We start from the raw sequence: 19,565 nt of genomic DNA, 5'->3' as shown, positions 1-19,565 counted from the left end.
GCAAGAGCGGGACAACATCGTCCGGCTCATCAGGGTCGATTAAGAGACGCAGAAAACAGGCAGGTTCAACAACGATTTAGCGTCGTAGTAGTGGAGCGCAGAAAAACAGGGATGAGCGTAGAAGCAGTCGAGCAACGGCCTCGCTAGCTGTCGATCTCATCCCTCAACTTTGGCCCTGCATCCATCCGCTTCGCCAGTGACTCAACGAAGGCCTGATACCGCTGCTTACCGGTCGCCTGCGCTGCCCGCATGGCTTCATCGGGCAACGGCGTATTACTCGTGAGCCAGAAACGCACGAAGATCGCAAATGCCTCGTTCGACAATTCGACATGCCATTCGAGACGCTCAAGCTGGCGAGCAAGACGGTCAAGCCGCTTGGTCACCACCGCCTCGATCCGTTCATCGCTGTCAGGTGTCAGCATTGACGCGAGTGCGGCCTCAAGCACTTCAGTCTGCGACACCCGCCGGGTGCGCGCCCGTTCTGAGAGCTGGCGGGCCAGATGGGCGTCGATCCGGAAGGTCATTTTCTGGCGATCGGGCTTCTTCATAGTTCGATCCCATCATCGGGATCGAGCGAGGCATTGCGTGCATTACGCCTAAAGGCGCGGTCGATGGCCTGCCGATTCTGCGCTGTCTCGTCCTGCGAAGCGTCAGCATCGGGGTCGAAAGGGTTGAACGGTCGATCCGTTTCTGGTGCCACATTTTCATGATCGGGCAGGCCGGGTTCCTGACGGATGCCACTGTTTTCGGCCTGACTCTCGGCGGTGGACTTGGGCTTACGTTTGCTGGCGTGCGCTTTGGACTTTGCGGGCGAGGCGGCACTCCTCACCGCGGCACCGGCGTCACTTACCTTGGGCGGCAGTTCGACTTCGGCGACCTTCAGGCCCGACCAGTCATCCTCAGCAGGTTTCGCATCCTTGGCAGGCTTTGGCTGAGGCGGGTCGATTACCCGCGCTGTGAATCGGGGATCGAGGAAATACCGGGCCTTGCGCGCCCGTATAGGAGCAATCCCCGCAGCCATGACGATCTCGTCGTCGGGCGGAAGTTGCATGACCTCGCCGGGCGTGAGCAGAGCACGGGCCGTCTCCGAGCGCGAGACCATCAAATGCCCAAGCCAGGGCGAAAGCCGATGGCCGGCATAGTTCTTCATCGCGCGCATTTCCGTGGCGGTTCCCAAAGCGTCGGAAATCCGCTTCGCGGTTCGTTCGTCATTGGTCGCGAAACTCACCCGCACATGGCAGTTGTCGAGGATCGCATTGTTCTGGCCGTAAGCCTTCTCGATCTGATTCAGCGACTGGGCGATCAGGAACGCCTTGATCCCGTAGCCCGCCATGAACGCCAGTGCGCTCTCGAAGAAGTCGAGCCGCCCCAAGGCCGGGAACTCGTCCAGCATGAGGAGCAGTCGCTGGGGACGGTTACCAGGATTGAGGTCCTCGGTCAGGCGCCGTCCGATCTGGTTGAGGATCAGTCGGATCAGCGGTTTGGTCCGGCTGATGTCGCCGGGAGGAATGACGAGATAGAGCGACGTCGGATGTTGTCCGGCCATGAGGTCCGCGATGCGCCAGTGCGATGCACTGGTGACCTTCGCCACGACCGGATCACGATAGAGGCCCAAGAACGACATGGCGGTCGACAGGACGCCGGACCGCTCATTGTCGGATTTGTTGAGCAGTTCCTGCGCCGCTGCTGCCACGACTGGATGGACGCCCTTTTCACCGAGGTGCCGGGTGACCTTCATTCGGTGAAGTGTTGTCTCAATCCCGCGGCGAGGATCGGACAGGAATGCGGCGACGCCTGCGAGGGACTTGTCCTTCTCCGCATAGAGCACATGAAGGATCGCGCCGACCAGCAACGCGTGACTGGTTTTTTCCCAGTGGTTGCGTTTCTCGAGGCTACCCTCCGGATCGACCAGGACGTCGGCGACATTCTGGACATCGCGCACTTCCCATTCACCGCGCCGGACCTCGAGCAAGGGGTTGTAGCCTGCAGAATTGGGGTTGGTCGGATCGAAGAGCAGGACCGGGCCATGTTGGGCGCGGAAACCGGCGGTGAGCTGCCAGTTCTCGCCTTTGATATCATGCACGATTACCGAGCCTGGCCAAGTCAATAGGGTCGGAACGACGAGGCCTACACCTTTGCCCGAACGGGTCGGCGCGAAGCAGAGCACATGCTCTGGGCCATCATGCCGGAGGTAGGAGCGCCCGAACCGACCGAGCATTACGCCGGCATCGCCGAGCATGTCGGCTTTGCGGATCTCGGCTTCATTGGCCCAGCGAGCCGAGCCATAGGTTTCGGCTTTACGACGTTCGCGTGCGCGCCAGACCGACATCGCGATCGCGACGATGAAGGACAGGAAGCCACCCGACACGGCAATGAAGGCGCCATGCAGGAAGACCGACGGCGCGTAAGCATCGAAAGCGAACCACCACCAGAAGAAGGCAGGAGGCGCGTAAACGGGGTGGCCGCCGAGCCAGAACCAGGGTTGTCCCAGTTCGGGTTGATAACCAAGCGCCGCTGCAGTCCATTGCGTGGCGCTCCAGATCGCAAGAAGGATAATCGTGAAGACGGCCAGTATCTGGCCCCAAAGGATCTTGTCGTTCATGGGTTTTGGTCCTGTCGGGAAAGGTGCTTCACAGGCCGATCCCCCGCCCGCGACCCAAGGCCCAGTCGACCGTCCCGCCCGGTGACATGGTGCCTGTGATGTGTTGCCCCAGATGCTTGTCGAGTGCCGGACGCCACGGCACGAGTTGGAAGCTCATGCCGTCGTCAATCATCGCGAACCGACCGGACGACAGCGTCACGCGGTCACGATAGATTCCGCTGACATAGTCGCCGGCCGCAGACGGTTTGTGCTCGAGTCCGGTTCGCGCGGAGATTCCCTCTGCCGTCGATGCCAGCTCCTCATTTTTCAACGTGGCAATGAGGTCCTGAGCGAGGATCAACCTTTGGCCCTGCCTTCTGGCGAGGCCCTGCGCTTCAAGATGGTGCGCGCGTGCTTCCAGCGCGGCCCGCACGTCGAGGCCGAAGCCATTCCCGGTGATTGGAGGCTCGCGCGCGACAAGCTGGCGATCGAGCCACGTTGCGCCTGGCGATGCAATCTGGTCCGCAAGGGGCAGATCCGAACGCGTCGCCAGTGAAAGGCGAGTGTGACCTTTGCTGTCCTCCCAAGATCGAAGCTCGACAATGGATCCCGGCCGTGCGTCGCCGGTCATTTCTATGTCGTCGAAGCGCAGGTGATGGGTGCGCCCATCGGTGCCGTCGACGATCGCATAGGCGCTGCCCGTCAGTTCATCCTGGAGGCCTCGCGCGATCAGGCGTCCCAGGATCGGGTCGCTGGGTGCTTGGGTGTGCAAAGCCAAAGCTGAAGGGTCGAATTGCCCGCCCTCCCGCGTCAGGGCGCGGTGCATGGTCTTGATGATGTCGTTGCGGACGGAGAGATCGCGCAAGGTGCGCTCAATGCCAGGATCAATGGTCCACACTCCCGCCCCCTCGCGGGTGGCCAGACCGAGCTGCTCCAGCTTCGCGGCGCGACCAACAAGCAGTCGCCGTGTCTCGGGATCGCCTTCTCCGCCCGGGCGAAAGTCGACGCGGCCTGCCGAATCTTCGCCGAGGTTGACGAGCTGCCGATCAAGTCCCGTCCATCGCTCGGCATCGACCTCGCGCTCTACGGCGGTCCTGATGTCGCGTTCGCTTCTCAGCCCAAGCTCGAGCGTGACCCGCTCCTCGGCTCGATTTCGCATGCCATCGCTGACATAACCGCGGTCAATGACCAGATCGGTGCCGTCATCCGCCACGCCGCGCACGAGAATGTGAATGTGGGGATTGTCGGTGTTCCAGTGACCAACTGCTACCCAGTCGAGTTCGGTGCCCAGATCCTTGGCCATGTCGCCCATCAGATCCCGCGTGAAATCTCGCAGATCCTGCATGATGCCTGCATCTTCGGGACTGACGATAAAACGGAAATGATGACGATCATCCTCGCACCGATTGGCAAAGGCCTCGCGATCACTCGCGTCGCTGCGGGCATCGAACATCGTTGCCTTGCAGCCGTCACGGGTCACGCCGTCGCGTTCGAGATACGAGATGTGCCGACCGAGTGGTGCGGCTCGGTATTGCGCTCCTTTGTGCCGGACTATGCGAGCCAGGACCGTCACCCGGCGCTGTATCGGCGAGCGCTGCCGCATTGAGGCGAGTGCGTGCCTGCCGCGACCGCTTCTGCCAGTGCCTTGTCCGCGTTTCGAAGCGGTCCTCGGCAGGCGCGTCTGTCCTGATCGCGCGGCAGCACGGCGGACCTGTGCAGCGAGTTTTTGGCCCTTCTGCGCCGAACCCTTGCCGCTATCCCTGCCTCTTCCCGGCCGGACGTGAAAATCACCGTCATCGCGGCTCATGGACTGCGCGCCATACAGTTTGGCGTTGAAAACAATGACAAATTTGCGTTGCGATATGGCTGTGCCGGCGGGGAGCCATACGGTTTTCGGCAATGATCCCAACCACATAGGACGAGCCTGCTGGCTGTCCTTTTATCTTGCCCTCCCACCTTCTGCTGAATTCCAACCGCCCACCAAACCGCACGAAACACATTGCATGGTGCCGGAGCGACCGGAACTGACAGGGTGTACGTCATCACGGATTCCGTGACGAAAGCGAGACGAACAGCGCATGCGGTGCTCGGTCAGCACGCCGTAGTGATCGCACAGGAATTGCGCCGCTCGCGTCCTCTGGTTGCTCTGGCGTTGCAGGATCTGCGCGGTCACCGCCATCAACGTCGCGAGGCGCGAATAGAGCAGATTGGCGCCACGACATTGTAATGGCTGGCGGCATTGCAGCAGGCGCGGCAGTGCTCGATATGCCGAGACCCGGCACGATCTGAGCCACATAGCTGATGGTCTCTGCGGGCAAACCCCGCCGACCAGCGGCGTAGTCATCGGCACGGCCTGGTCCTGCATTATATGCTGCCAACATCAGACCGACGTCGCCATAGCGGTCCCACATGGCGCGCAGATATGCTGCTCCCCCAAGAATGTTGGCGCGGACATCGAACGGGTCAGAGCCGAGCCCATGACGTGCGGTGAGTGTGCTCCAGGTGCCAGGCATGAGCTGCATCAGACCCATCGCTCCAGTGGAAGAAACAGCGCGCGAATTGCCGCGGCTCTCGGCGCGCATCACCGCCCATATCCAGAGTTCAGGAATGCCGAAGCGCTGTGACGCCTCAGCAACGTGCGGTGCATAAGGATGCGCCGCGAATTGGTCTGTCTCGGATGCAATCGCCGCCTGCGGTGCGATGATTGTTCCGACGCTAATGACCAGACAAAGGCCGGGAAGGAGAAGGTCGCGGTGCAGGCGATACGCAAGGCAAAGCGGACGCCACTTGCGACTGGTCCGTGATTGACGGTTCATGGCTATTTCCGATCGCGGTGCGTCGGACGCGACCAGAGCAGGTGATGCACGTCGTGCTGGCCGATCGAGCGGAGCAGATTTCCGCGAAGGGGCAGTACGAATGCCGGGTCATCAATATGTACGGAGACATAGGCCCCGGCACGTTCGCCTGTCCGGTTCCATCCAGCGCCAATTTCGATTCCGGTGTCGGCATCGCCGAGCAGAACTCTCCAGTCGGGTGCATTCTCACAGTCGTTCGCGGGGGCTGGAACGAGAGTTACGGCAGCATCGAGCGTGAGCGTCCGGATGCGGCCAGCGAACCCATCCTGAGTGGAATGAAACTCGCCAATCATCATGGCTTGGTCTCCTGCTTGGTGGTTGTAAAAACGGTGGGTGTGTCGGACGCGCGCCAGCGCAGCGGTTCACCGGGGGCTGCGCGTGTCAGGATGGGGCGTGCGTTGCCGATCAGACCCGTCGCCGGGAGCAAACCGAAATAGCGCCCATCGAGACTGTCCGGAGCTGGATTGAGCAGGAAGAGCTGGCCAGAACCCAATCGGCGGCAGCCGCGCCAGACTGGCAGCGCGCGGCCCATCCTGTCGTGCATCTTCGCCACGGCGATCGCTCGTCCATCGCGCGTGATAACTGCGCCGACGCGGCAAATCCGCTGTCCGGGCAAGGCTGCAATATGCTTTATGAGCGGCACGCCGGATGGCAGGTAACGACGACGGTCGAGAAACCGGGCAATGTCGTCGGGCGGTGTAATGGCTACGAGATCGCCAAGCCGCAAAGGTGCGGCGCGGTCGATCCGATAGAGACCGATTGGCGCGCTGGCGCTGGCGTTCCACATCAACCGGGGACGCGGTAACTGCACAGCGACGGCTGCAAACCCAGCGCTGAAGACGCCCGCCAGCAGCATTGTGGCGCGGAGATAGCTGCGCCGGGTCATGCTTCGAGCGCCTTGCGCCGGAGCCATGCCGCGTGCCGCTCCGCCGTATAGGGCCGAAATGGCATTCCGGCACTCAGCCGGTTGCTTACGTGGCGCCAATGGTCAGGCGATGCGTCGCTGGGATCGAGCCCGGCTGCCTCCACGCTATCGATAGCCTCGAGCACTTGTGCAACTTTGGGCCATCCTTCGATGTGCAGGAGTATTTCTCCGCCCGGACGCACGAAGGGCAAGGTCGTATACGGCTGGCCTGACGACACAGCGGTCACAATGTCTATGCTCGAAAAAACCGTTCCGAAGTCGTTGGACATCCAGCGCACGAGCGCGAAGGTTGCGCCAGGACGGAAGCTGACAATGCGGGTGCTGCGGCTGATGATCCTGTCATTTGCGATGCGCCCGAAGCGAATCCATTGCTCGTAGCGCTTCTCGATCCAGGTCAGTTCGACCTCAGTCGTCGTGCTGGCGAAACGCGAACTGCTCGCAGGTCGAGGCAAAGTCGGACGGCTCATGATCGTCCCTCCGGCAACAGGCGACGAGCAGCTGTTCTGGGAGACGGAAGCATCGGTGCCGCAGCTAAGCTGTCCACAACCGACGAGGCCGTTAGCAAGAATCCGAAGGATTCTTTTCTATTAGCATCGTTAGAGGATGGCGTGTTTTTGGCGGATTTCTGCGGTGTTCCGGACGACTTCGGTTTCCGATAGGCCGAAGATCGGGTTTGCAATGGGCCGAACTTGACGGTTTTCGATAGGCCGAGCGTCATGGCAAGTTCTCCACAGGCAAGCCGACCCGCCGGGCGGCCGCGAGAAACGGATCGACGGGGATCGGTTTGAAAATCAGGCGTTCACGCCCGAAACTGTGATCGAGGGTCAGCTGGTAGCCCGGGAGCGATTGCCGACGGACGATGGCACGCAGCTCGAAAGCAAATTGCTTGAGCGGTGAGAGAGCCCCGGATTTGAGGTGCAGATGCGGAACATCGAAGCTCCAACCGCCGCGTTGGTGCCCGCCATGTTTGCGCACGATGCGATAGAGCCAGCGCTCCACGCCGCCAGTCAGGCCGAAATAGGCGCGGTCGATGGTCAGGACGAGAGCGCGATCGAGGACACCTGCATAGAACCAGTCGGGCAGGATCATCTCGATCCCGATGGCGCGGCCGCGATCGTCCAGCGTCTCGCGCCATTCGTTGATCCACGAAAAGCGGTGGCGGCGGCGCTGGTGCTGTTGTCGGATCGACGTTGCAACGGTGGTGGCTTGCAGCCGGTCCAGGGCCGCGCGCAGGCGTTCATAATGATCCTTGCCGGTGCCTCGACCGATGAATGTGAGGATTTCATGTGGGCGAGCAGCGATGAGCCGGGAGGTGGGACGTCCCGCATCGCGAGCCTCGACGAGCTGACTCGCCGCCCAGATCAGGATATCTGCATCCCAGATTGTCGCCATGCCGTGCTCGGGCACGGCTTCAACCGAGATCCAGGTCGCCCCCATGGAAAAGTCGATGGGAGCGCTGCGCTTCGACTTGGCGAGGCTGAAAAACGGCCACGCCATAAGATCCTGCGCGTCCCTCGCGGCGATATCGCCGCGAATGGGGTGGAACAGCTCCAGTTGGGTAGAAGCTGCGGCAGGGCGCATCAGCGACGCACCGGGCGAGCGGAGAGGCAAATGCCTTTGCCGGGATCGGATGTGGAATTTCGCCGTCCGTTCTGCGCCCAGGAATCCAGGTCCGCGATGGCATAGACAATCCGCCGGCCCAGCTTGTGAAACGCGGGTCCGGTTCCGTAGCAGCGATGCTTTTCGAGCGTGCGCGCCGACAAGCCGAGATGAACCGCTGCATCGGGTGTTCTGACGTAGCGCGGGATGACCGGTACGAAATCTCCATCCATGAAGTGCCTCCTTGAGAAGTGCCGGACACACAGGGTCGGACCGGCGGACAGGAGGCGAGAGTTCTGATTTTCAGCTGTCTGGGTGAACGGACATTGCGCAAGGGCTGCGAATGTCCCGATCAGTGGCCGTTTAGAAGCCGCAGATATCCGCCATCGCGGACGGCAAGAGCATTGCGCTGCCAGCGGGCGATCCGTTTGCGTTCGCTCGAACTATCCCACTCCGCGGATGAATAGTGTCCGGCGTCGCGGGCAATCAGGTCGACTGCCAGTTCACGCGCACTGACGCCCTCCGGCAGAGCATCAAGGATTCGCAACCATTGCACGAGACGCCAGCGCTCGGAGTGACCTGGCTCAAGACAGGCTGGACGAGGCCGCCGGACACCCAGATGAACATGTTCCTGAAACGCCGACATGGCCGCTCGACGCACGTCCCAGAAGTGGTCGACCGGGAGCATGAAGGAAAGCGGTGCGGTACTGGCCATGTCGCCAATGATGATCAGGCGGTAGCGCCGCCCTTCGCATGCCAGCACCATGTGCGTCGCCATGTCGTCGGAATGACGCGCTACGATTGAGGCATTTTCGGTGACTGTCAGGGTATTCAAGCCACCATCTGCAATCCCGCCGTGCCGCAACTGGACGACAATCGCTGCGGCTGAGGGGTCCCAGATGGCGGGGAAGTGGGTAGGAGAGAGTTCAGGGTTTGCAGCGAAAAACCAACCCCCAGTGCTTTGCCAGTCGCCTTCCGGCGATTGGCGCGGCATCAACGGCGCGTGCATAGTCGTCACGGTATGCCGGATTGCGGCGCAGGAATTCCTGCGCGAAATCGGCCCGGTCGTGGTCTTCAAATGCCTTGGCGTAATTCTCCGAACGCCAGTCGGGCTTCTCCTCCATCGCAGCTCTCCCGTGAGCTTCTTGGAGTCGAACGATCACGTCACGGCAGTGGGCAGAGAAGTGCTGGAGTCAGTGCTGCGATACCCTCAGGGAACGCACAATCGATTGTGTCGCATCGGTGTGAATTGCGTATGTTCACTGAGTGCGCGGAACCAGCAAATGCCGGTAACCGCTTTGGGTCATCCACTTCGCCCGGGCAAGATGGCTCGCGTAAACCTGGCGCGCGCGCTCAGGCTCCTTGGTTGGATCAATGGCGAAGATGATCGCCACCGCCTCTTCCCAAGGCGCGCCGTCTTTTTCGGAGTCGAGCAGACGCAAATAGGTGACGAGGTGGCGCTCGTCATAGCCGCTGAGCCGGTCCATCTGCGGTGGTTGATCTTCGAAGTCAGGAGCCGACATGGGTCCCTCCTAAGCGTGGAGCCATAATACTCGCAGTGACGCCGCAAGACGAGTGGCGAAGCAGTCGACACTTCCCCCATAATCCGCAGGGCATTATGCGTTTTCCCGCATAAGCTGAGTCGGATTTTGGTTGGGCGACCACTCCGAAATAGCAAGCATCTGCTTGCCGTAGTTGAAAAATTGTAAAGTCGGAGTTTCAAATCGGCGAACGGGCGCTAGTTTGCGATCATTGTTCGCCGGCCTTGTCGAAAAAGCGGGCTGGATCGACGACGAGTTCCTCTGCGAGTCGCTCAACCGTGTCGAGCGTTGGCGAATTCGCTGCGCGTTCAAGCAGACCGACATAGTTGCGGTTGAGCCCAGCACGGTGCGCCAATTCCTCCTGCGAAAGCCCACTGGCGTGACGCATTCGCCTTAAATTCGTCGCAAAAATCTCCCGAAGCTTCATGCTCCGTGGGTCGGCGGAACCCTAATATACTGCCACCCAATATACTAGGGATTCGTCATCGCCCGGTGTTACCCGGGCGATGACTTGGCCGGGTCAGCTTTCGCTGCGTCGTGCGGGGCGGTTCCAGACCAGATCGTAGCTGCCGTCTTCAGCTTCGAAGAGCTGGGCGAAGATGGGGGCTACAAAGCTCGGATCGTCGAGCTTGATCGAGAGATAGGGCCGGTCATCCTGGGTGCGCTTTTCCCATGCCGCGCCGATTTCGACATCGCCGACGAATACGCGGTGGCTGGGAGCATTTGAGCTTGCGCTTTCTTCTGCTGCGATACGGACCGACTTGGCTTGCAGTGCGAGAGTGGCGATCTGGCCACGGAATTCTCCCGAAACCTTCTTGAAGTTGCCGATCTTTGCCATGGGTATTTCCTTTCCGTTGGTCGGACCGCTCCAGTGCGGCCTCGATGCGCGGATGAAGGTCAGCCAGTGGCAGGCGCCGCAGCGTCAGCCCGTAGCGCCAGCGAAGGACGGTGTGGCCGGGCTTTCTTGTTGCGCGAGGAACGGCGGAACGCCGGGGGAAGAAAGTCCGAAACGCACCGTTGCGGCAAGCCTGCCAAGCGAAGTGCCTGGCTGACATAGGCGCGGATCGAAAGAGGCGGTACTGTTGCTTTCCGTCTGGAAATGACACCCGGTGCATAGTTCGCGAGGTCAAATGTCGGGAGGGCTGGCCCAAATAAAGCTCGAACCAAGCCATTCGATGACGATGCAGGAGGCAATCGCCCCAACCACGCCGTCCTGCTATTCGGTCCCAACCAATGCAGCGCTATCGGGAATAGCTTCCATCTGATCGGTCGGTAGCAGAGGCTATGTCGAACCGATCGCTGCCATTCATCACGTTTCGCCAGGCGGAGATGGATGTGGCGACAGCCGCGATCGTTCCGAGAATCGCCAATGCGGGATCGCTGCTCGTCGCTAGCGAAGCCAGACCGTGGGCGGCTTGATAGCCGGCGAAGGCGGCCGGCACCGCAAAGAGCAGCGCAATTGCAAGCCGAACCGAGGGTGATCGGATGTAGGCGATCAGAAATTGGCCGATAAGCAGGGTAGCGATTCCAGCGAAAAAGCCGGTCAGAATCGCCGCGGGATAGCCGTGCGCGTCGCGAAGCAGGGCAAAGCTCGTACCGATGGCGACGTAGACTGGCAGCGCTAGACTGGCGAGCCGGAACAGAAGCGAGAGCATGTAGAGGCCGGCGATGCCCCCGAGGATGAGAAGAATGGTCATAAGCGTCCCTTGTCTGGACGCGCTCGCCACCACCACCTCAGCGCAATCTGCAAGGCAAGATTAGCACAATGGATCTCGGTTCGAAACGTCCGAGTGTCCCTGATGTCAGCGGGCGAATGGGTCATATTCGCGCACGACCTGATCGGGGTCGCCATCAAATTCGTCGGCAGGGATCACAAAATAGCCCTGACCGGTCTTGATCAGGACGATGACCGTCATCAGCGTCCGGGAAAGGTTCAAGCCAAGTGATTGTGCGGTTGCAAGTGGCATGATGCGGCTCCTGTCGAGGAGCGGGACCACCCCGCTCGACAGTCGCCCCAAGGGCCGGGGGCTGGCCGCAATCACCGCAGCTCGGCTGCGGCCGCACGCGCTAGCGTAGCGGACCCTTCACGGGTTGATTGAAGGAGGACAGGCTTCGAGCCCAGGGATCAGCGGCTAATGCGAGTGGTTGGTCATGCGCACGTGCAGGCAATTCGCGTAACCGGTGCACAAACAAGATTGGCCTATCCCGACCACCGGTCGCTTGATCATCAATCCGGATGATTGGGCTAGCTGAGACGTGTGCACGCCTGAATTGTACCGAGCTGGATTTGCACTGGTGACAATGTGGTGACAATCACGGGAGATTTAGCCGTTGTCACCAAGCCCTCGCGAGCTTCGCGAGGTTCAAACCGTTGGTTTTCTGGGAGAAAACTGGAGCGGGCGAAGGGATTCGAACCCTCGACCCCAACCTTGGCAAGGTTGTGCTCTACCCCTGAGCTACGCCCGCTCACTGGCGCTGACAGGAACCGCTTTCGCGCCGTTCCTGCCGGAGAGGCGGCGCGATTAGCAGCGCGCTTCAACGGCTGCAAGCGCAAAATTGCCGCCCGCCCCGGACGCGATGGCGGGCGTGATTTGGGCTTGATCGCAAGGGGGCGAGCGGCCAGCACGTGGCAGCGCTTCACAAGCGCATTGACGCATCCCACATGGGAACCGGACAGGCGCAAAACGCGTCAACGGACAGCAGGAGCAGGTATCTTGGCCAGCATGGGACTGAGCATCGAGGAACAGAAGGCGGTCGACCGCTTCCGCAAGGCGGTGGTCGAGCCGTCGCAGACCAAGCTGGTGATCCTCGACTTCTGGGCCGAATGGTGCGGGCCGTGCAAGGCGCTTACCCCGGTGCTCGAAAAGGTCGCGGGCGAGTATGCGGACAAGGGCGTGGTGCTCGCCAAGATCAATGTCGACGAGGAGCAGTTCATCGCCGCGCAGTTCCAGGTGCGCTCGATCCCGACGGTCTATGCGATGTTCCAGGGCCAGCCGATCGCCGATCTGACCAATGCGCGGAGCGAATCGCAGCTGAAGGCGATCCTCGACCAGCTGCTCGCCCAGCTGCCTGTGGAGGGCGGGGCGGGCGAGCCGGGCGCGCCGCAGGGGCCCTCGCCCGAGGAACTCGCGCAGTTCGCGAAAATGGGCGAGGAGGCGCTCTCCGCCGGTGACGCGCAGCGCGCCGCGTCGATCTTCGCCCAGATCACCGAATTCGCCCCCGAGAATGCTCCGGCGCATGCAGGACTGGTGCGCGCGCTGGTGCAATCGGGCGAGCTCGAACAGGCCCGCCAGGTCATGGAAGTGATCGACAGCGATCCGCGTCTCGCCGCCGATGCCGCCATCGCCCCCGCCCGCAGCGCGCTCGAGCTGGCGGGCGAGCGGGTCGATGATGGCGAGCTCGCCGCCCTGCGCGCTGCTGCCGAGGCCGCTCCGGCCGACATGGACGCCCAGCTCGTCTATGCCGAGGCCGCCTTTGCCGCCGGCGAGCGCGATGCCGCCGCCGACACCCTCCTCGCCATGATCGCAGCCGACCGCGAGTGGAATGAGGGCGCCGCGCGCGCGAAGCTACTCAAGATCTTCGAGGCCACGGGGCTGGAAGACGAATGGGTGGTCGGCGTCCGCCGCCGCCTGTCGCGCGTATTGTTCGGATGACCAAGAGGCTTCCCATCTTCCCCCTTACGGGCGCGGTGCTGTTTCCCGGCATGCAGCTGCCGCTCCACATCTTCGAGCCGCGTTACCGCGCGATGGTCGGCGATGCGCTGATCCGCGACCGGCTGATCGCGATGATCCAGCCGCGCCGCTCGGTCGAGGGCGCGCCGCTCTACGAGGTCGGCTGCGTCGGCCGGATCGGCGAGATCCAAGCGATGGACGACGGGCGCTACAACCTCATCCTCGAAGGCACCGCGCGCTTCCGGCTGGTGCGCGAGCTCGACGTCACCACCGCCTACCGCCAGGTCGAGGCCGAGATCCTCGCCGAGGACGAGGACGAGATCCTGACCCACGCCCAGCGCGGCGGGTTCGAGCGGGAGGCACGGCACTTCGCGGATTCGCAGGGCTATTCGGTCGATTGGGATTCGGTGGAGCGGCTCGATGATCGCTCGCTGATCAACGGCGTCTCGCAGATCGCCCCCTTCGATCCGGCGAGCAAGCAGGCGCTGCTCGAGGCCGAGACACTCGCCGCGCGCTGCGAGCTGCTGGTCCAGCTCATGCAGTTCTATGGCCGCCACGATGGCGGTGACGAGATTGTGACGCTGCAGTAGCCAGTCCGCGGAATCCGCCCGTCGACGCGCGTCGGCTCATTCATGCTACTAATCATATAAATATGTCATTTCGTCGAACAAGCCGTCCGCGCAGGTTGCGCGTGGCGGCCTGATCGCATCCTAGACGGCCGTCTTCGCGGATAGCGGGTGCGCGCTCGCGCCCGACGCCGCGGGCCTTCACACGACTGTCAGGAACAGGGAAATACATATGAGTCATAATGGTATGCGGCGCACGAAGCTGCTCCTCACCGCCGGCATCGCCGGGCTGAGCGTGGGCCTCGCCCCCGCCGCCCTCGCGCAGGACGCGGCCGTCGATGGCGAGGAGACCGCCGCCGCACCCGAAGAGGACAGCGGCACGGCGATCATCGTCACCGGCACCCGCATCCAGCGCCCCGAGGCCGCCACCGCCACCCCGGTGGTCGCGATCACGGCCGAGAACATCGTCCAGTCGGGGATCAACAACGTCACCGAACTGCTCGCCCAGACCCCGGCGCTGTTCGGCTCGGAGACCAATTTCGACGCCGCCGGCTCGCAGGCGCGCACCGGCGCTGCGGGCGTGAACCTGCTCAACCTGCGCAACCTCGGCGCGAACCGCACGCTGGTGCTGGTCAATGGCCGCCGCCACGTCGCGGGCGTATCGGGCGAGGCCGCGGTCGACACCAACTCGATCCCCATCAGCCTGATCGAGCGGGTCGACGTGCTGACCGGCGGCGTCTCGTCGGTCTATGGTGCCGACGGCGTCTCGGGCGTGGTCAACTTCATCATGAAGCGCGACTTCGAAGGCCTCGACATCCGCGCGCAGAACGGCATTTCCGACTTCGGCGACGCGGAGAGCAACTTCTTCTCGGTCACCGCGGGGAAGAACTTCGCCGACGACCGCGGCAACATCGCCTTGAACTACGAGTTCCGCAAGGATGGCCGGGTCGGCTTTGGCGACCGGCCGAACGGGCGGTTCGACGCCGACACCCTCGTGCGCAACCCCGACGACATTCCTGACGATCCGAACCTCCCGGACAACATCTTCCTCAATCGCATCGGCTATGCCGACAGCTCGCCCGGCGGCGCGCTGGTGATCGACGGCAGCTTCTCGCCCCGCTTCAACGGCGATGGCCGGGTCTACGATCCGGGCATCTTCCTGCCGCAATCGGGCTTCCTCGCGCAGGGCGGCGACAACACCCCGGTGAACGATTACCAGGGCGACCTTCAGGCCGGCACCGAGCACCACAGCGTCAACGCGCTGTTCAGCTTCGAGCTCACTCCCGACGTGCGCCTGTTCGCCGAGGGCAAGTATGTGCGCACCGAGAACTTCTCGGTCGCGCAGCCTTCCTTCGACTTCTTCACCTTCATCTCCGAGGACAACCCGTTCATCCCCGCCAACGTCCGCGCCGCCGGGCTCGACGAATTCGGCGGCCTGCTGTTCAACCGCGACAACTTCGATTTCGGCACGCGCAACGAGAATTTCGAGCGTGATCTCTATCGCGGCGTGATCGGGATCGACGGCAACATCTCCGACCGGGTGAAGTTCGAGGCGAGCTATGTCTACGGCCGCAACGACACCACCTTCATCTCGACCAACCAGCGCATCGAGGATCGCTACTTCGCCGCGCTCGACGTGGTCGATGTCGGCCAGTTCACCACCGGCACCCCCAACGGCGTGTTCGATTGCCGCGTCAATGTCGACGGCGGGGCGCTGGCCGATGCGGGCAACGGCAACTACGGCCAGGCGCCGCAGACCTTCACCCCGGGCGCCTGCGTGCCGCTCAACATCTTCGGCGAAGGCGCGCCGAGCCAGGCCGCGCTCGACTTCGTCCTGACCGACACCCGGAACAATTACCGGATCGAACAGCACGTCGCGAACGCCTACATCGCAGGCGATTTCGGCAATATGTTCGAGCTGCCGGGCGGCGCGGTGAACTTCGCGTTCGGCGGGGAGTACCGCAAGGAAAAGAGCAACTTCCAGCCCGACGCGATCTCCACCCAGGTGACCGATTTCGATGACGGCAGCGGCGTGCTCGCCGATCTCGCGCTGCTAGCGCCTGAAACCGGGCAGTTCGACGTTTGGGAAGTGTTCGGCGAAATCAACGTGCCGATCCTCGCCGACCGGCCGTTCTTCGAGCTGCTCGAATTCACTGTCGCAGGCCGCTATTCGGACTACTCGACCGTCGGCAGCACCGAGAGCTGGTCGGTCAACGGGCAATGGGCGCCGATCCGCGACATCCGCTTCCGCGGCAGCTATTCGAAGTCGGTGCGCGCGCCGAACATCACCGAGCTGTTCGCTCCCCGCAGCGGCACCTTCGCCTTTATCGATGATCCGTGCGGGCCGGAGAACCTCAACCAGGGCACCGAGTTCCGGGCGGCCAATTGCCGTGCGCTGATCGAGGGGCTGGGGGTCGATTTCGACACCTTCGATCCGGCCAGCGACATCAATTCGAGCGCGAGCCGCGAAGGGGTGTTCCAGGGCAACCGCAACCTCACCGAGGAGGACGCGCGCACCTGGACGGCGGGGGTGATCCTGCAGCCGAGCTTCCTGCGCGGCCTGGTGGTGACCGCCGACTGGTACGACATCCGCCTGACCGACGCGGTGCGCACCGCCTCCTTGAACGAGACCGCCCAGTTCTGCGTCGATTCCGCCTCGCTCGACAACGTGTTCTGCAACTCGATCACGCGTTCGACCGATACCGGCTTCGTCACCAACTACCTGCTCTCGCCGCAGAACGTCGCCTTCGTGGAGACGGCGGGCGCGGACGTGACGGTGAACTACGCCTTCACGCCGGGTGACGGCGGTCTCGGCCGGTTCGCCTTGCGCGGCACCGTGGGCTATCTCGACAAGCTGCTGGTGCTGCCGGCCAATGGCGGGATCGTCGACAACAACCAGGGCGAGAACGGCGCGCCCGAGTGGATCGGCACCGCCGACGTGACCTGGTCGATCGGCAACTTTGCGTTCAATTACGGGCTCCAGTATGTCGGCGACCAGCTGCGCTTCGAGCGTGACGTGATCGCGGGCGACCCCGATGTGGCCGCGCCCGAGTTCCTGACCATCGGCGAGCGTTTCATCCACGACATCCGTGCCGAAATCGCCACCGACGATGAACGCGCGAGCTTCTACGTCGGGGTGAACAATTTCACCAACGAGCTGCCGATCCGCGGGATTGCCAGCCAGTCGGGCGTGGGTTGGCTCGGCCGCTATTTCTACGCCGGGATCCGCATCACCACCGACCAGCTCGGCTTCTGAGGCGGACGCCTGACGCAGCAAGGGGCGGGTACCGGATGATCCGGTGCCCGCCCCTTTCTTTGCGTCAGCCGCACCTGGCGGATGCCGGGCGCCGGTCAGGCGGCGCGCGCATATCTTTCGCCCGGCGCGCTCAGCATGGCATGCTGCCCGCCCACCTCGAAGGCCGAAACCGTCGCGCGCAGATTGTCCGCCTCGCGCGCGAGCGAGCTTGCCGCCGCGTTGCACTCCTCGGCCATTGCCGCGTTCTGCTGCGTGGTACGGTCGAGATCGGAGACGGTCTGATTGATCTGCACCAGGCCGCTCGCCTGCTCGTCGGTCGCCTCGGCGATCGCCTGGATGGCGGCGGAGAGTTCGACGACGCCGTGGGTGATGGCGGCGAAGGAATCGCCGCTGCGCTTCACCAGATCGACCCCGCGCGCGATCTGGCCGTTGCTGGCGGTGATCAGCCCCTTCACCTCGTCGGCGGCTTCGGCGCAGCGCTGGGCCAGCGCGCGCACCTCGCTGGCGACCACCGCGAAGCCCTTGCCCGCCTCGCCCGCCCGCGCGGCCTCGACCCCGGCATTGAGCGCCAGCAGGTTGGTCTGGAAGGCGATCGAATCGATCACCGAGATGATGTTGGTGATGGTGCTGCTCGAGGCTTCGATCTGGTCCATCGCGACCACCGCCTCCGAGGCGATCTTGCTGCCCTCGCTGGCCTTGATGTTGGCTTCCTGGATCGCGGTGCGCGCCGCGCTGGCGGTCTGGCTGGTCTGGCTGACCCGCTGGCTCGCCTGGGCGATCGCGATCGCGGTTTCCTCGAGACTGGCGGCCTGCTCCTCGGTCCGCCGGGCAAGGTCATCGGAAGCCGAGCGGATCTCGGTCGATCCGGCCGAGATCGTGCTCACCCCGGCGATCACGGCGCTGATCGTGGTGTGCAGCGACCCGATCGAGGAATTGAAGTCCTGCGCGACCTGGGCGTAGTCGGACGCGAGGGTCACCGGCGCGATGTTGAGCCTGCCCTCGGCCAGCTGCGCGAGCGCATGTCCCAGCACCTCGTTGAGCTGGTTGATCTTGCTGCTGCTGTCGAAGAAATAGGATGACAGCGCGATCTCGATGTCGAGCAGCGAGACCTTCACCAGGGTCGCGACCCGGCGGGCCTCGGCGCGCTTCCACGGCAGCCAGCGCCGCCAGCCCGGGGCCACCAGCTCCTCGATCAGTTCGTCGAGGATGCGGGCATAGCTGCCCATGTACCACTTGGGCGGCAGGCCGATCTTGGCATGAACCTCGCCGATATGGGCCGCGCGGTCGCGGAACCTCTCGTCGATCCCCTGCTCGAAGGCCTCGAGCCAGTGGCGCCCCTGGGCCTTGCGCGCCCGCTCCATCGCCGCGTCGCTCGAGAACATCCTGGCAAGATCGTCGCGGGATTTGAGTTCCCGGTAAAAGGCATCGAGCGCGTGATCCATCCTGCGCCGGATGGCGCGGGCGATGATCGCGTGATCGCGATGCTGGCCTGCGACCTTGTAGAACTCGAGCCGTTCACTGAGCGGGCGGTGCGCCATGGGCGGGACTTTCGGATTGATCGGGCAATCCGCTATCCCTAGGCCCAGCGCGCCCAAGCAACCCTTTGCGGCGAACTACGTGCGAATGCGAGGACGTCGGTATGCGGGGACTTTGCCTTGCGCGGACGCGGCAGGGGCCCTGCGGGCGTCAGCCGAACAAGCGCCCGGCGACCGCGTCAAGCTTGGCCAGCAGCGCCGGATCATGCTCGTCGGGCGCGGTGATCACGGCGTCATCGAGCGCGGTGTCGATCGGCGAAGGGTCGCGCGTTTCGGGCAGGGCGGCGATGAAGTTCATGACCGTCGCCCGCGCGAGCGCGCCGTTGGCCTGCATCTGCTGGACGACCTGCGCGACATCGACCGAATCGCCTTCGCGCCAGCAATCGTAATCGGTGACCATGCCGACCAGCGCGTAAGGCAGCTCGGCCTCGCGCGCCAATTTGGCCTCGGGCATGGCGGTCATGCCGATCACGTCCGCGCCCCATGATCGGTACATCCGGCTTTCGGCGCGGGTGGAGAATTGCGGGCCCTCCATCGCGAGATAGGTCGCCCCCACCGCGACCTTGCCCTGCGCCGCGACCACCGCCTGCGCGGCCATGTCGGACAGGCGCGGGCAGACCGGGTCGGCCATCGAGACATGGGTGACGAAGCCGCTGGTGAAGAAGGTGCTGGGGCGGTGCACGGTGCGGTCGATGAACTGCTCGACCACGGCGAAGCGCCCGGGCTCGAGCTCCTCGCGCAGGGAGCCGACCGCGCTGATCGCGAGGATATCGGTGCACCCGGCGCGCTTCAGGGCGTCGATATTGGCGCGGGCGTTGAGCTCCGTGGGCGTGATCGGGTGCCCGCGCCCGTGGCGAGGGAGAAAGCGCACCTTCACCCCGCCGATCGTCCCGCACAGGATCTCGTCCGAAGGATCGCCCCACGGTGTCTCGATCGCGATCCACTGCGCGTCCTCCAGCCCGTCGATGGCATAGAGGCCCGATCCGCCGATGATCCCGATGCACCACTCGCTGGCCATGCGCCCCGCTATCCTCTC

At 63.5% G+C, this 19,565-nt stretch carries 22 protein-coding genes and 1 tRNA gene; 4 read left to right on the top strand and 19 right to left on the bottom strand.

Translation table 11 applies throughout. The features are described from left to right. Nucleotides 1-143 precede the first annotated feature (143 nt). The 3 genes from AX692_RS12905 to AX692_RS12895 are packed head-to-tail and all read right to left on the bottom strand — an operon-like array spanning nucleotide 144 to nucleotide 4,388. Complete coding sequence (locus AX692_RS12905; protein ID WP_073973090.1) at nucleotides 144-548, bottom strand: ribbon-helix-helix protein, CopG family; 405 nt, start codon at nucleotides 546-548, stop codon at nucleotides 144-146. Further along, the gene (locus tag AX692_RS12900) at nucleotides 545-2,602 is read right to left on the bottom strand and encodes a conjugal transfer protein TraG (protein ID WP_073973091.1); all 2,058 of its coding nucleotides are present in this window, start codon (nucleotides 2,600-2,602) and stop codon (nucleotides 545-547) included. Before AX692_RS12900 ends, AX692_RS12905 begins: the two co-directional genes overlap by 4 nt. Nucleotides 2,603-2,630: 28 nt before the next feature. Further along, nucleotides 2,631-4,388 (bottom strand): relaxase/mobilization nuclease domain-containing protein, encoded by a 1,758-nt coding sequence (locus AX692_RS12895; RefSeq protein WP_073973092.1) that lies wholly within the window; start codon nucleotides 4,386-4,388, stop codon nucleotides 2,631-2,633. Here AX692_RS12895 and AX692_RS20695 point away from each other — a divergent pair. Beyond that, nucleotides 4,362-4,484 (top strand): hypothetical protein, encoded by a 123-nt coding sequence (locus AX692_RS20695; protein WP_269135697.1) that lies wholly within the window; start codon nucleotides 4,362-4,364, stop codon nucleotides 4,482-4,484. The two genes, AX692_RS12895 and AX692_RS20695, sit on opposite strands and share 27 nt — an antisense overlap. A gap of 139 nt (nucleotides 4,485-4,623) precedes the next feature. Here the strand turns inward: AX692_RS20695 and AX692_RS19100 are convergent, their stop codons facing one another. The 14 genes from AX692_RS19100 to AX692_RS12840 form a co-directional block, all read right to left on the bottom strand. Further along, nucleotides 4,624-5,397, bottom strand: coding sequence for a lytic transglycosylase domain-containing protein (locus AX692_RS19100; RefSeq protein ID WP_081095309.1), 774 nt, complete (start codon nucleotides 5,395-5,397; stop codon nucleotides 4,624-4,626). A gap of 2 nt (nucleotides 5,398-5,399) precedes the next feature. Then, nucleotides 5,400-5,732 (bottom strand): DUF736 domain-containing protein, encoded by a 333-nt coding sequence (locus AX692_RS19095; protein ID WP_081095308.1) that lies wholly within the window; start codon nucleotides 5,730-5,732, stop codon nucleotides 5,400-5,402. Next, nucleotides 5,729-6,322: a S26 family signal peptidase gene (locus AX692_RS19090; RefSeq protein WP_073981410.1), complete on the bottom strand. Its 594-nt coding sequence runs from the start codon at nucleotides 6,320-6,322 to the stop codon at nucleotides 5,729-5,731. The genes AX692_RS19095 and AX692_RS19090 overlap by 4 nt, the downstream gene beginning before the upstream one ends. Next, nucleotides 6,319-6,828, bottom strand: coding sequence for a DUF2840 domain-containing protein (locus AX692_RS12885; RefSeq protein WP_073973094.1), 510 nt, complete (start codon nucleotides 6,826-6,828; stop codon nucleotides 6,319-6,321). The genes AX692_RS19090 and AX692_RS12885 overlap by 4 nt, the downstream gene beginning before the upstream one ends. Nucleotides 6,829-7,075: 247 nt before the next feature. Continuing rightward, nucleotides 7,076-7,942: a replication initiator protein A gene (locus tag AX692_RS12880; protein WP_073973095.1), complete on the bottom strand. Its 867-nt coding sequence runs from the start codon at nucleotides 7,940-7,942 to the stop codon at nucleotides 7,076-7,078. Then, a complete protein-coding gene (locus AX692_RS19085) occupies nucleotides 7,942-8,193 on the bottom strand; it encodes a helix-turn-helix transcriptional regulator (RefSeq protein ID WP_081095307.1) in 252 nt (83 codons plus the stop codon). The genes AX692_RS12880 and AX692_RS19085 overlap by 1 nt, the downstream gene beginning before the upstream one ends. Nucleotides 8,194-8,312: 119 nt before the next feature. Next, nucleotides 8,313-8,795, bottom strand: coding sequence for a DUF2285 domain-containing protein (locus tag AX692_RS12875; RefSeq protein ID WP_230959496.1), 483 nt, complete (start codon nucleotides 8,793-8,795; stop codon nucleotides 8,313-8,315). A 91-nt stretch (nucleotides 8,796-8,886) separates the two neighbouring features. Continuing rightward, nucleotides 8,887-9,084, bottom strand: coding sequence for a transcriptional regulator domain-containing protein (locus AX692_RS12870; RefSeq protein ID WP_073977076.1), 198 nt, complete (start codon nucleotides 9,082-9,084; stop codon nucleotides 8,887-8,889). Nucleotides 9,085-9,219: 135 nt separating this feature from the next. Further along, nucleotides 9,220-9,483, bottom strand: coding sequence for a DNA -binding domain-containing protein (locus AX692_RS12865; protein WP_073973096.1), 264 nt, complete (start codon nucleotides 9,481-9,483; stop codon nucleotides 9,220-9,222). 226 nt (nucleotides 9,484-9,709) lie between these two features. Then, a complete protein-coding gene (locus AX692_RS12860) occupies nucleotides 9,710-9,928 on the bottom strand; it encodes a helix-turn-helix domain-containing protein (RefSeq protein WP_073973097.1) in 219 nt (72 codons plus the stop codon). 93 nt (nucleotides 9,929-10,021) lie between these two features. After that, nucleotides 10,022-10,339 carry a DUF736 domain-containing protein gene (locus AX692_RS12855; protein WP_073973098.1) on the bottom strand — a complete coding sequence of 106 codons (318 nt, stop codon included), beginning with the start codon at nucleotides 10,337-10,339 and terminating at the stop codon, nucleotides 10,022-10,024. A gap of 403 nt (nucleotides 10,340-10,742) precedes the next feature. Next, nucleotides 10,743-11,198, bottom strand: a complete 456-nt coding sequence (locus tag AX692_RS12850; RefSeq protein ID WP_081095317.1) for a hypothetical protein — start codon at nucleotides 11,196-11,198, stop codon at nucleotides 10,743-10,745. A 105-nt stretch (nucleotides 11,199-11,303) separates the two neighbouring features. Further along, on the bottom strand, nucleotides 11,304-11,468 hold the full coding sequence (locus AX692_RS20195; protein ID WP_165362082.1) for a hypothetical protein: 165 nt from the start codon (nucleotides 11,466-11,468) through the stop codon (nucleotides 11,304-11,306). Between the two features lie 424 nt (nucleotides 11,469-11,892). Continuing rightward, a tRNA-Gly gene (locus AX692_RS12840) sits at nucleotides 11,893-11,967 on the bottom strand. A 257-nt stretch (nucleotides 11,968-12,224) separates the two neighbouring features. On the opposite strand from AX692_RS12840, the gene AX692_RS12835 reads away from it, so the two are divergent. The 3 genes from AX692_RS12835 (at nucleotide 12,225) to AX692_RS12825 (ending at nucleotide 16,994) form a co-directional block, all read left to right on the top strand. Then, nucleotides 12,225-13,154 carry a tetratricopeptide repeat protein gene (locus AX692_RS12835; RefSeq protein ID WP_073977717.1) on the top strand — a complete coding sequence of 310 codons (930 nt, stop codon included), beginning with the start codon at nucleotides 12,225-12,227 and terminating at the stop codon, nucleotides 13,152-13,154. Then, nucleotides 13,151-13,762 (top strand): LON peptidase substrate-binding domain-containing protein, encoded by a 612-nt coding sequence (locus tag AX692_RS12830; RefSeq protein ID WP_073973101.1) that lies wholly within the window; start codon nucleotides 13,151-13,153, stop codon nucleotides 13,760-13,762. Before AX692_RS12835 ends, AX692_RS12830 begins: the two co-directional genes overlap by 4 nt. Before the next feature lie 208 nt (nucleotides 13,763-13,970). Next, complete coding sequence (locus tag AX692_RS12825) at nucleotides 13,971-16,994, top strand: TonB-dependent receptor domain-containing protein (RefSeq protein ID WP_081095306.1); 3,024 nt, start codon at nucleotides 13,971-13,973, stop codon at nucleotides 16,992-16,994. Between the two features lie 95 nt (nucleotides 16,995-17,089). Here the strand turns inward: AX692_RS12825 and AX692_RS12820 are convergent, their stop codons facing one another. Both AX692_RS12820 and mtnP read right to left on the bottom strand, forming a co-directional pair. Continuing rightward, nucleotides 17,090-18,532 carry a methyl-accepting chemotaxis protein gene (locus AX692_RS12820; protein ID WP_073973103.1) on the bottom strand — a complete coding sequence of 481 codons (1,443 nt, stop codon included), beginning with the start codon at nucleotides 18,530-18,532 and terminating at the stop codon, nucleotides 17,090-17,092. A 148-nt stretch (nucleotides 18,533-18,680) separates the two neighbouring features. Next, nucleotides 18,681-19,547, bottom strand: a complete 867-nt coding sequence (gene mtnP / locus AX692_RS12815) for an S-methyl-5'-thioadenosine phosphorylase (protein WP_073973104.1) — start codon at nucleotides 19,545-19,547, stop codon at nucleotides 18,681-18,683. Between the last annotated feature and the right edge of the window lie 18 nt (nucleotides 19,548-19,565).

The organism is Erythrobacter donghaensis, from assembly GCF_001557325.1.
GTDB classification, from domain to species: domain Bacteria; phylum Pseudomonadota; class Alphaproteobacteria; order Sphingomonadales; family Sphingomonadaceae; genus Erythrobacter; species Erythrobacter donghaensis_B.
The sequence above is the reverse complement of the archived record's forward strand: the minus strand, read 5'-3'. Positions and strand labels throughout refer to the sequence as shown.

Coding starts and splice junctions, on each gene's coding strand:
- AX692_RS12905 (WP_073973090.1), bottom strand. CDS start 548: ATGAAGAAGCCCGATCGCCAGAAAATGACCTTCCGGATCGACGCCCAT.
- AX692_RS12900 (WP_073973091.1), bottom strand. CDS start 2,602: ATGAACGACAAGATCCTTTGGGGCCAGATACTGGCCGTCTTCACGATT.
- AX692_RS12895 (WP_073973092.1), bottom strand. CDS start 4,388: ATGAGCCGCGATGACGGTGATTTTCACGTCCGGCCGGGAAGAGGCAGG.
- AX692_RS19100 (WP_081095309.1), bottom strand. CDS start 5,397: ATGAACCGTCAATCACGGACCAGTCGCAAGTGGCGTCCGCTTTGCCTT.
- AX692_RS19095 (WP_081095308.1), bottom strand. CDS start 5,732: ATGATGATTGGCGAGTTTCATTCCACTCAGGATGGGTTCGCTGGCCGC.
- AX692_RS19090 (WP_073981410.1), bottom strand. CDS start 6,322: ATGACCCGGCGCAGCTATCTCCGCGCCACAATGCTGCTGGCGGGCGTC.
- AX692_RS12885 (WP_073973094.1), bottom strand. CDS start 6,828: ATGAGCCGTCCGACTTTGCCTCGACCTGCGAGCAGTTCGCGTTTCGCC.
- AX692_RS12880 (WP_073973095.1), bottom strand. CDS start 7,942: ATGCGCCCTGCCGCAGCTTCTACCCAACTGGAGCTGTTCCACCCCATT.
- AX692_RS19085 (WP_081095307.1), bottom strand. CDS start 8,193: ATGGATGGAGATTTCGTACCGGTCATCCCGCGCTACGTCAGAACACCC.
- AX692_RS12870 (WP_073977076.1), bottom strand. CDS start 9,084: ATGGAGGAGAAGCCCGACTGGCGTTCGGAGAATTACGCCAAGGCATTT.
- AX692_RS12865 (WP_073973096.1), bottom strand. CDS start 9,483: ATGTCGGCTCCTGACTTCGAAGATCAACCACCGCAGATGGACCGGCTC.
- AX692_RS12860 (WP_073973097.1), bottom strand. CDS start 9,928: ATGAAGCTTCGGGAGATTTTTGCGACGAATTTAAGGCGAATGCGTCAC.
- AX692_RS12855 (WP_073973098.1), bottom strand. CDS start 10,339: ATGGCAAAGATCGGCAACTTCAAGAAGGTTTCGGGAGAATTCCGTGGC.
- AX692_RS12850 (WP_081095317.1), bottom strand. CDS start 11,198: ATGACCATTCTTCTCATCCTCGGGGGCATCGCCGGCCTCTACATGCTC.
- AX692_RS20195 (WP_165362082.1), bottom strand. CDS start 11,468: ATGCCACTTGCAACCGCACAATCACTTGGCTTGAACCTTTCCCGGACG.
- AX692_RS12835 (WP_073977717.1), top strand. CDS start 12,225: ATGGGACTGAGCATCGAGGAACAGAAGGCGGTCGACCGCTTCCGCAAG.
- AX692_RS12830 (WP_073973101.1), top strand. CDS start 13,151: ATGACCAAGAGGCTTCCCATCTTCCCCCTTACGGGCGCGGTGCTGTTT.
- AX692_RS12825 (WP_081095306.1), top strand. CDS start 13,971: ATGAGTCATAATGGTATGCGGCGCACGAAGCTGCTCCTCACCGCCGGC.
- AX692_RS12820 (WP_073973103.1), bottom strand. CDS start 18,532: ATGGCGCACCGCCCGCTCAGTGAACGGCTCGAGTTCTACAAGGTCGCA.
- mtnP (WP_073973104.1), bottom strand. CDS start 19,547: ATGGCCAGCGAGTGGTGCATCGGGATCATCGGCGGATCGGGCCTCTAT.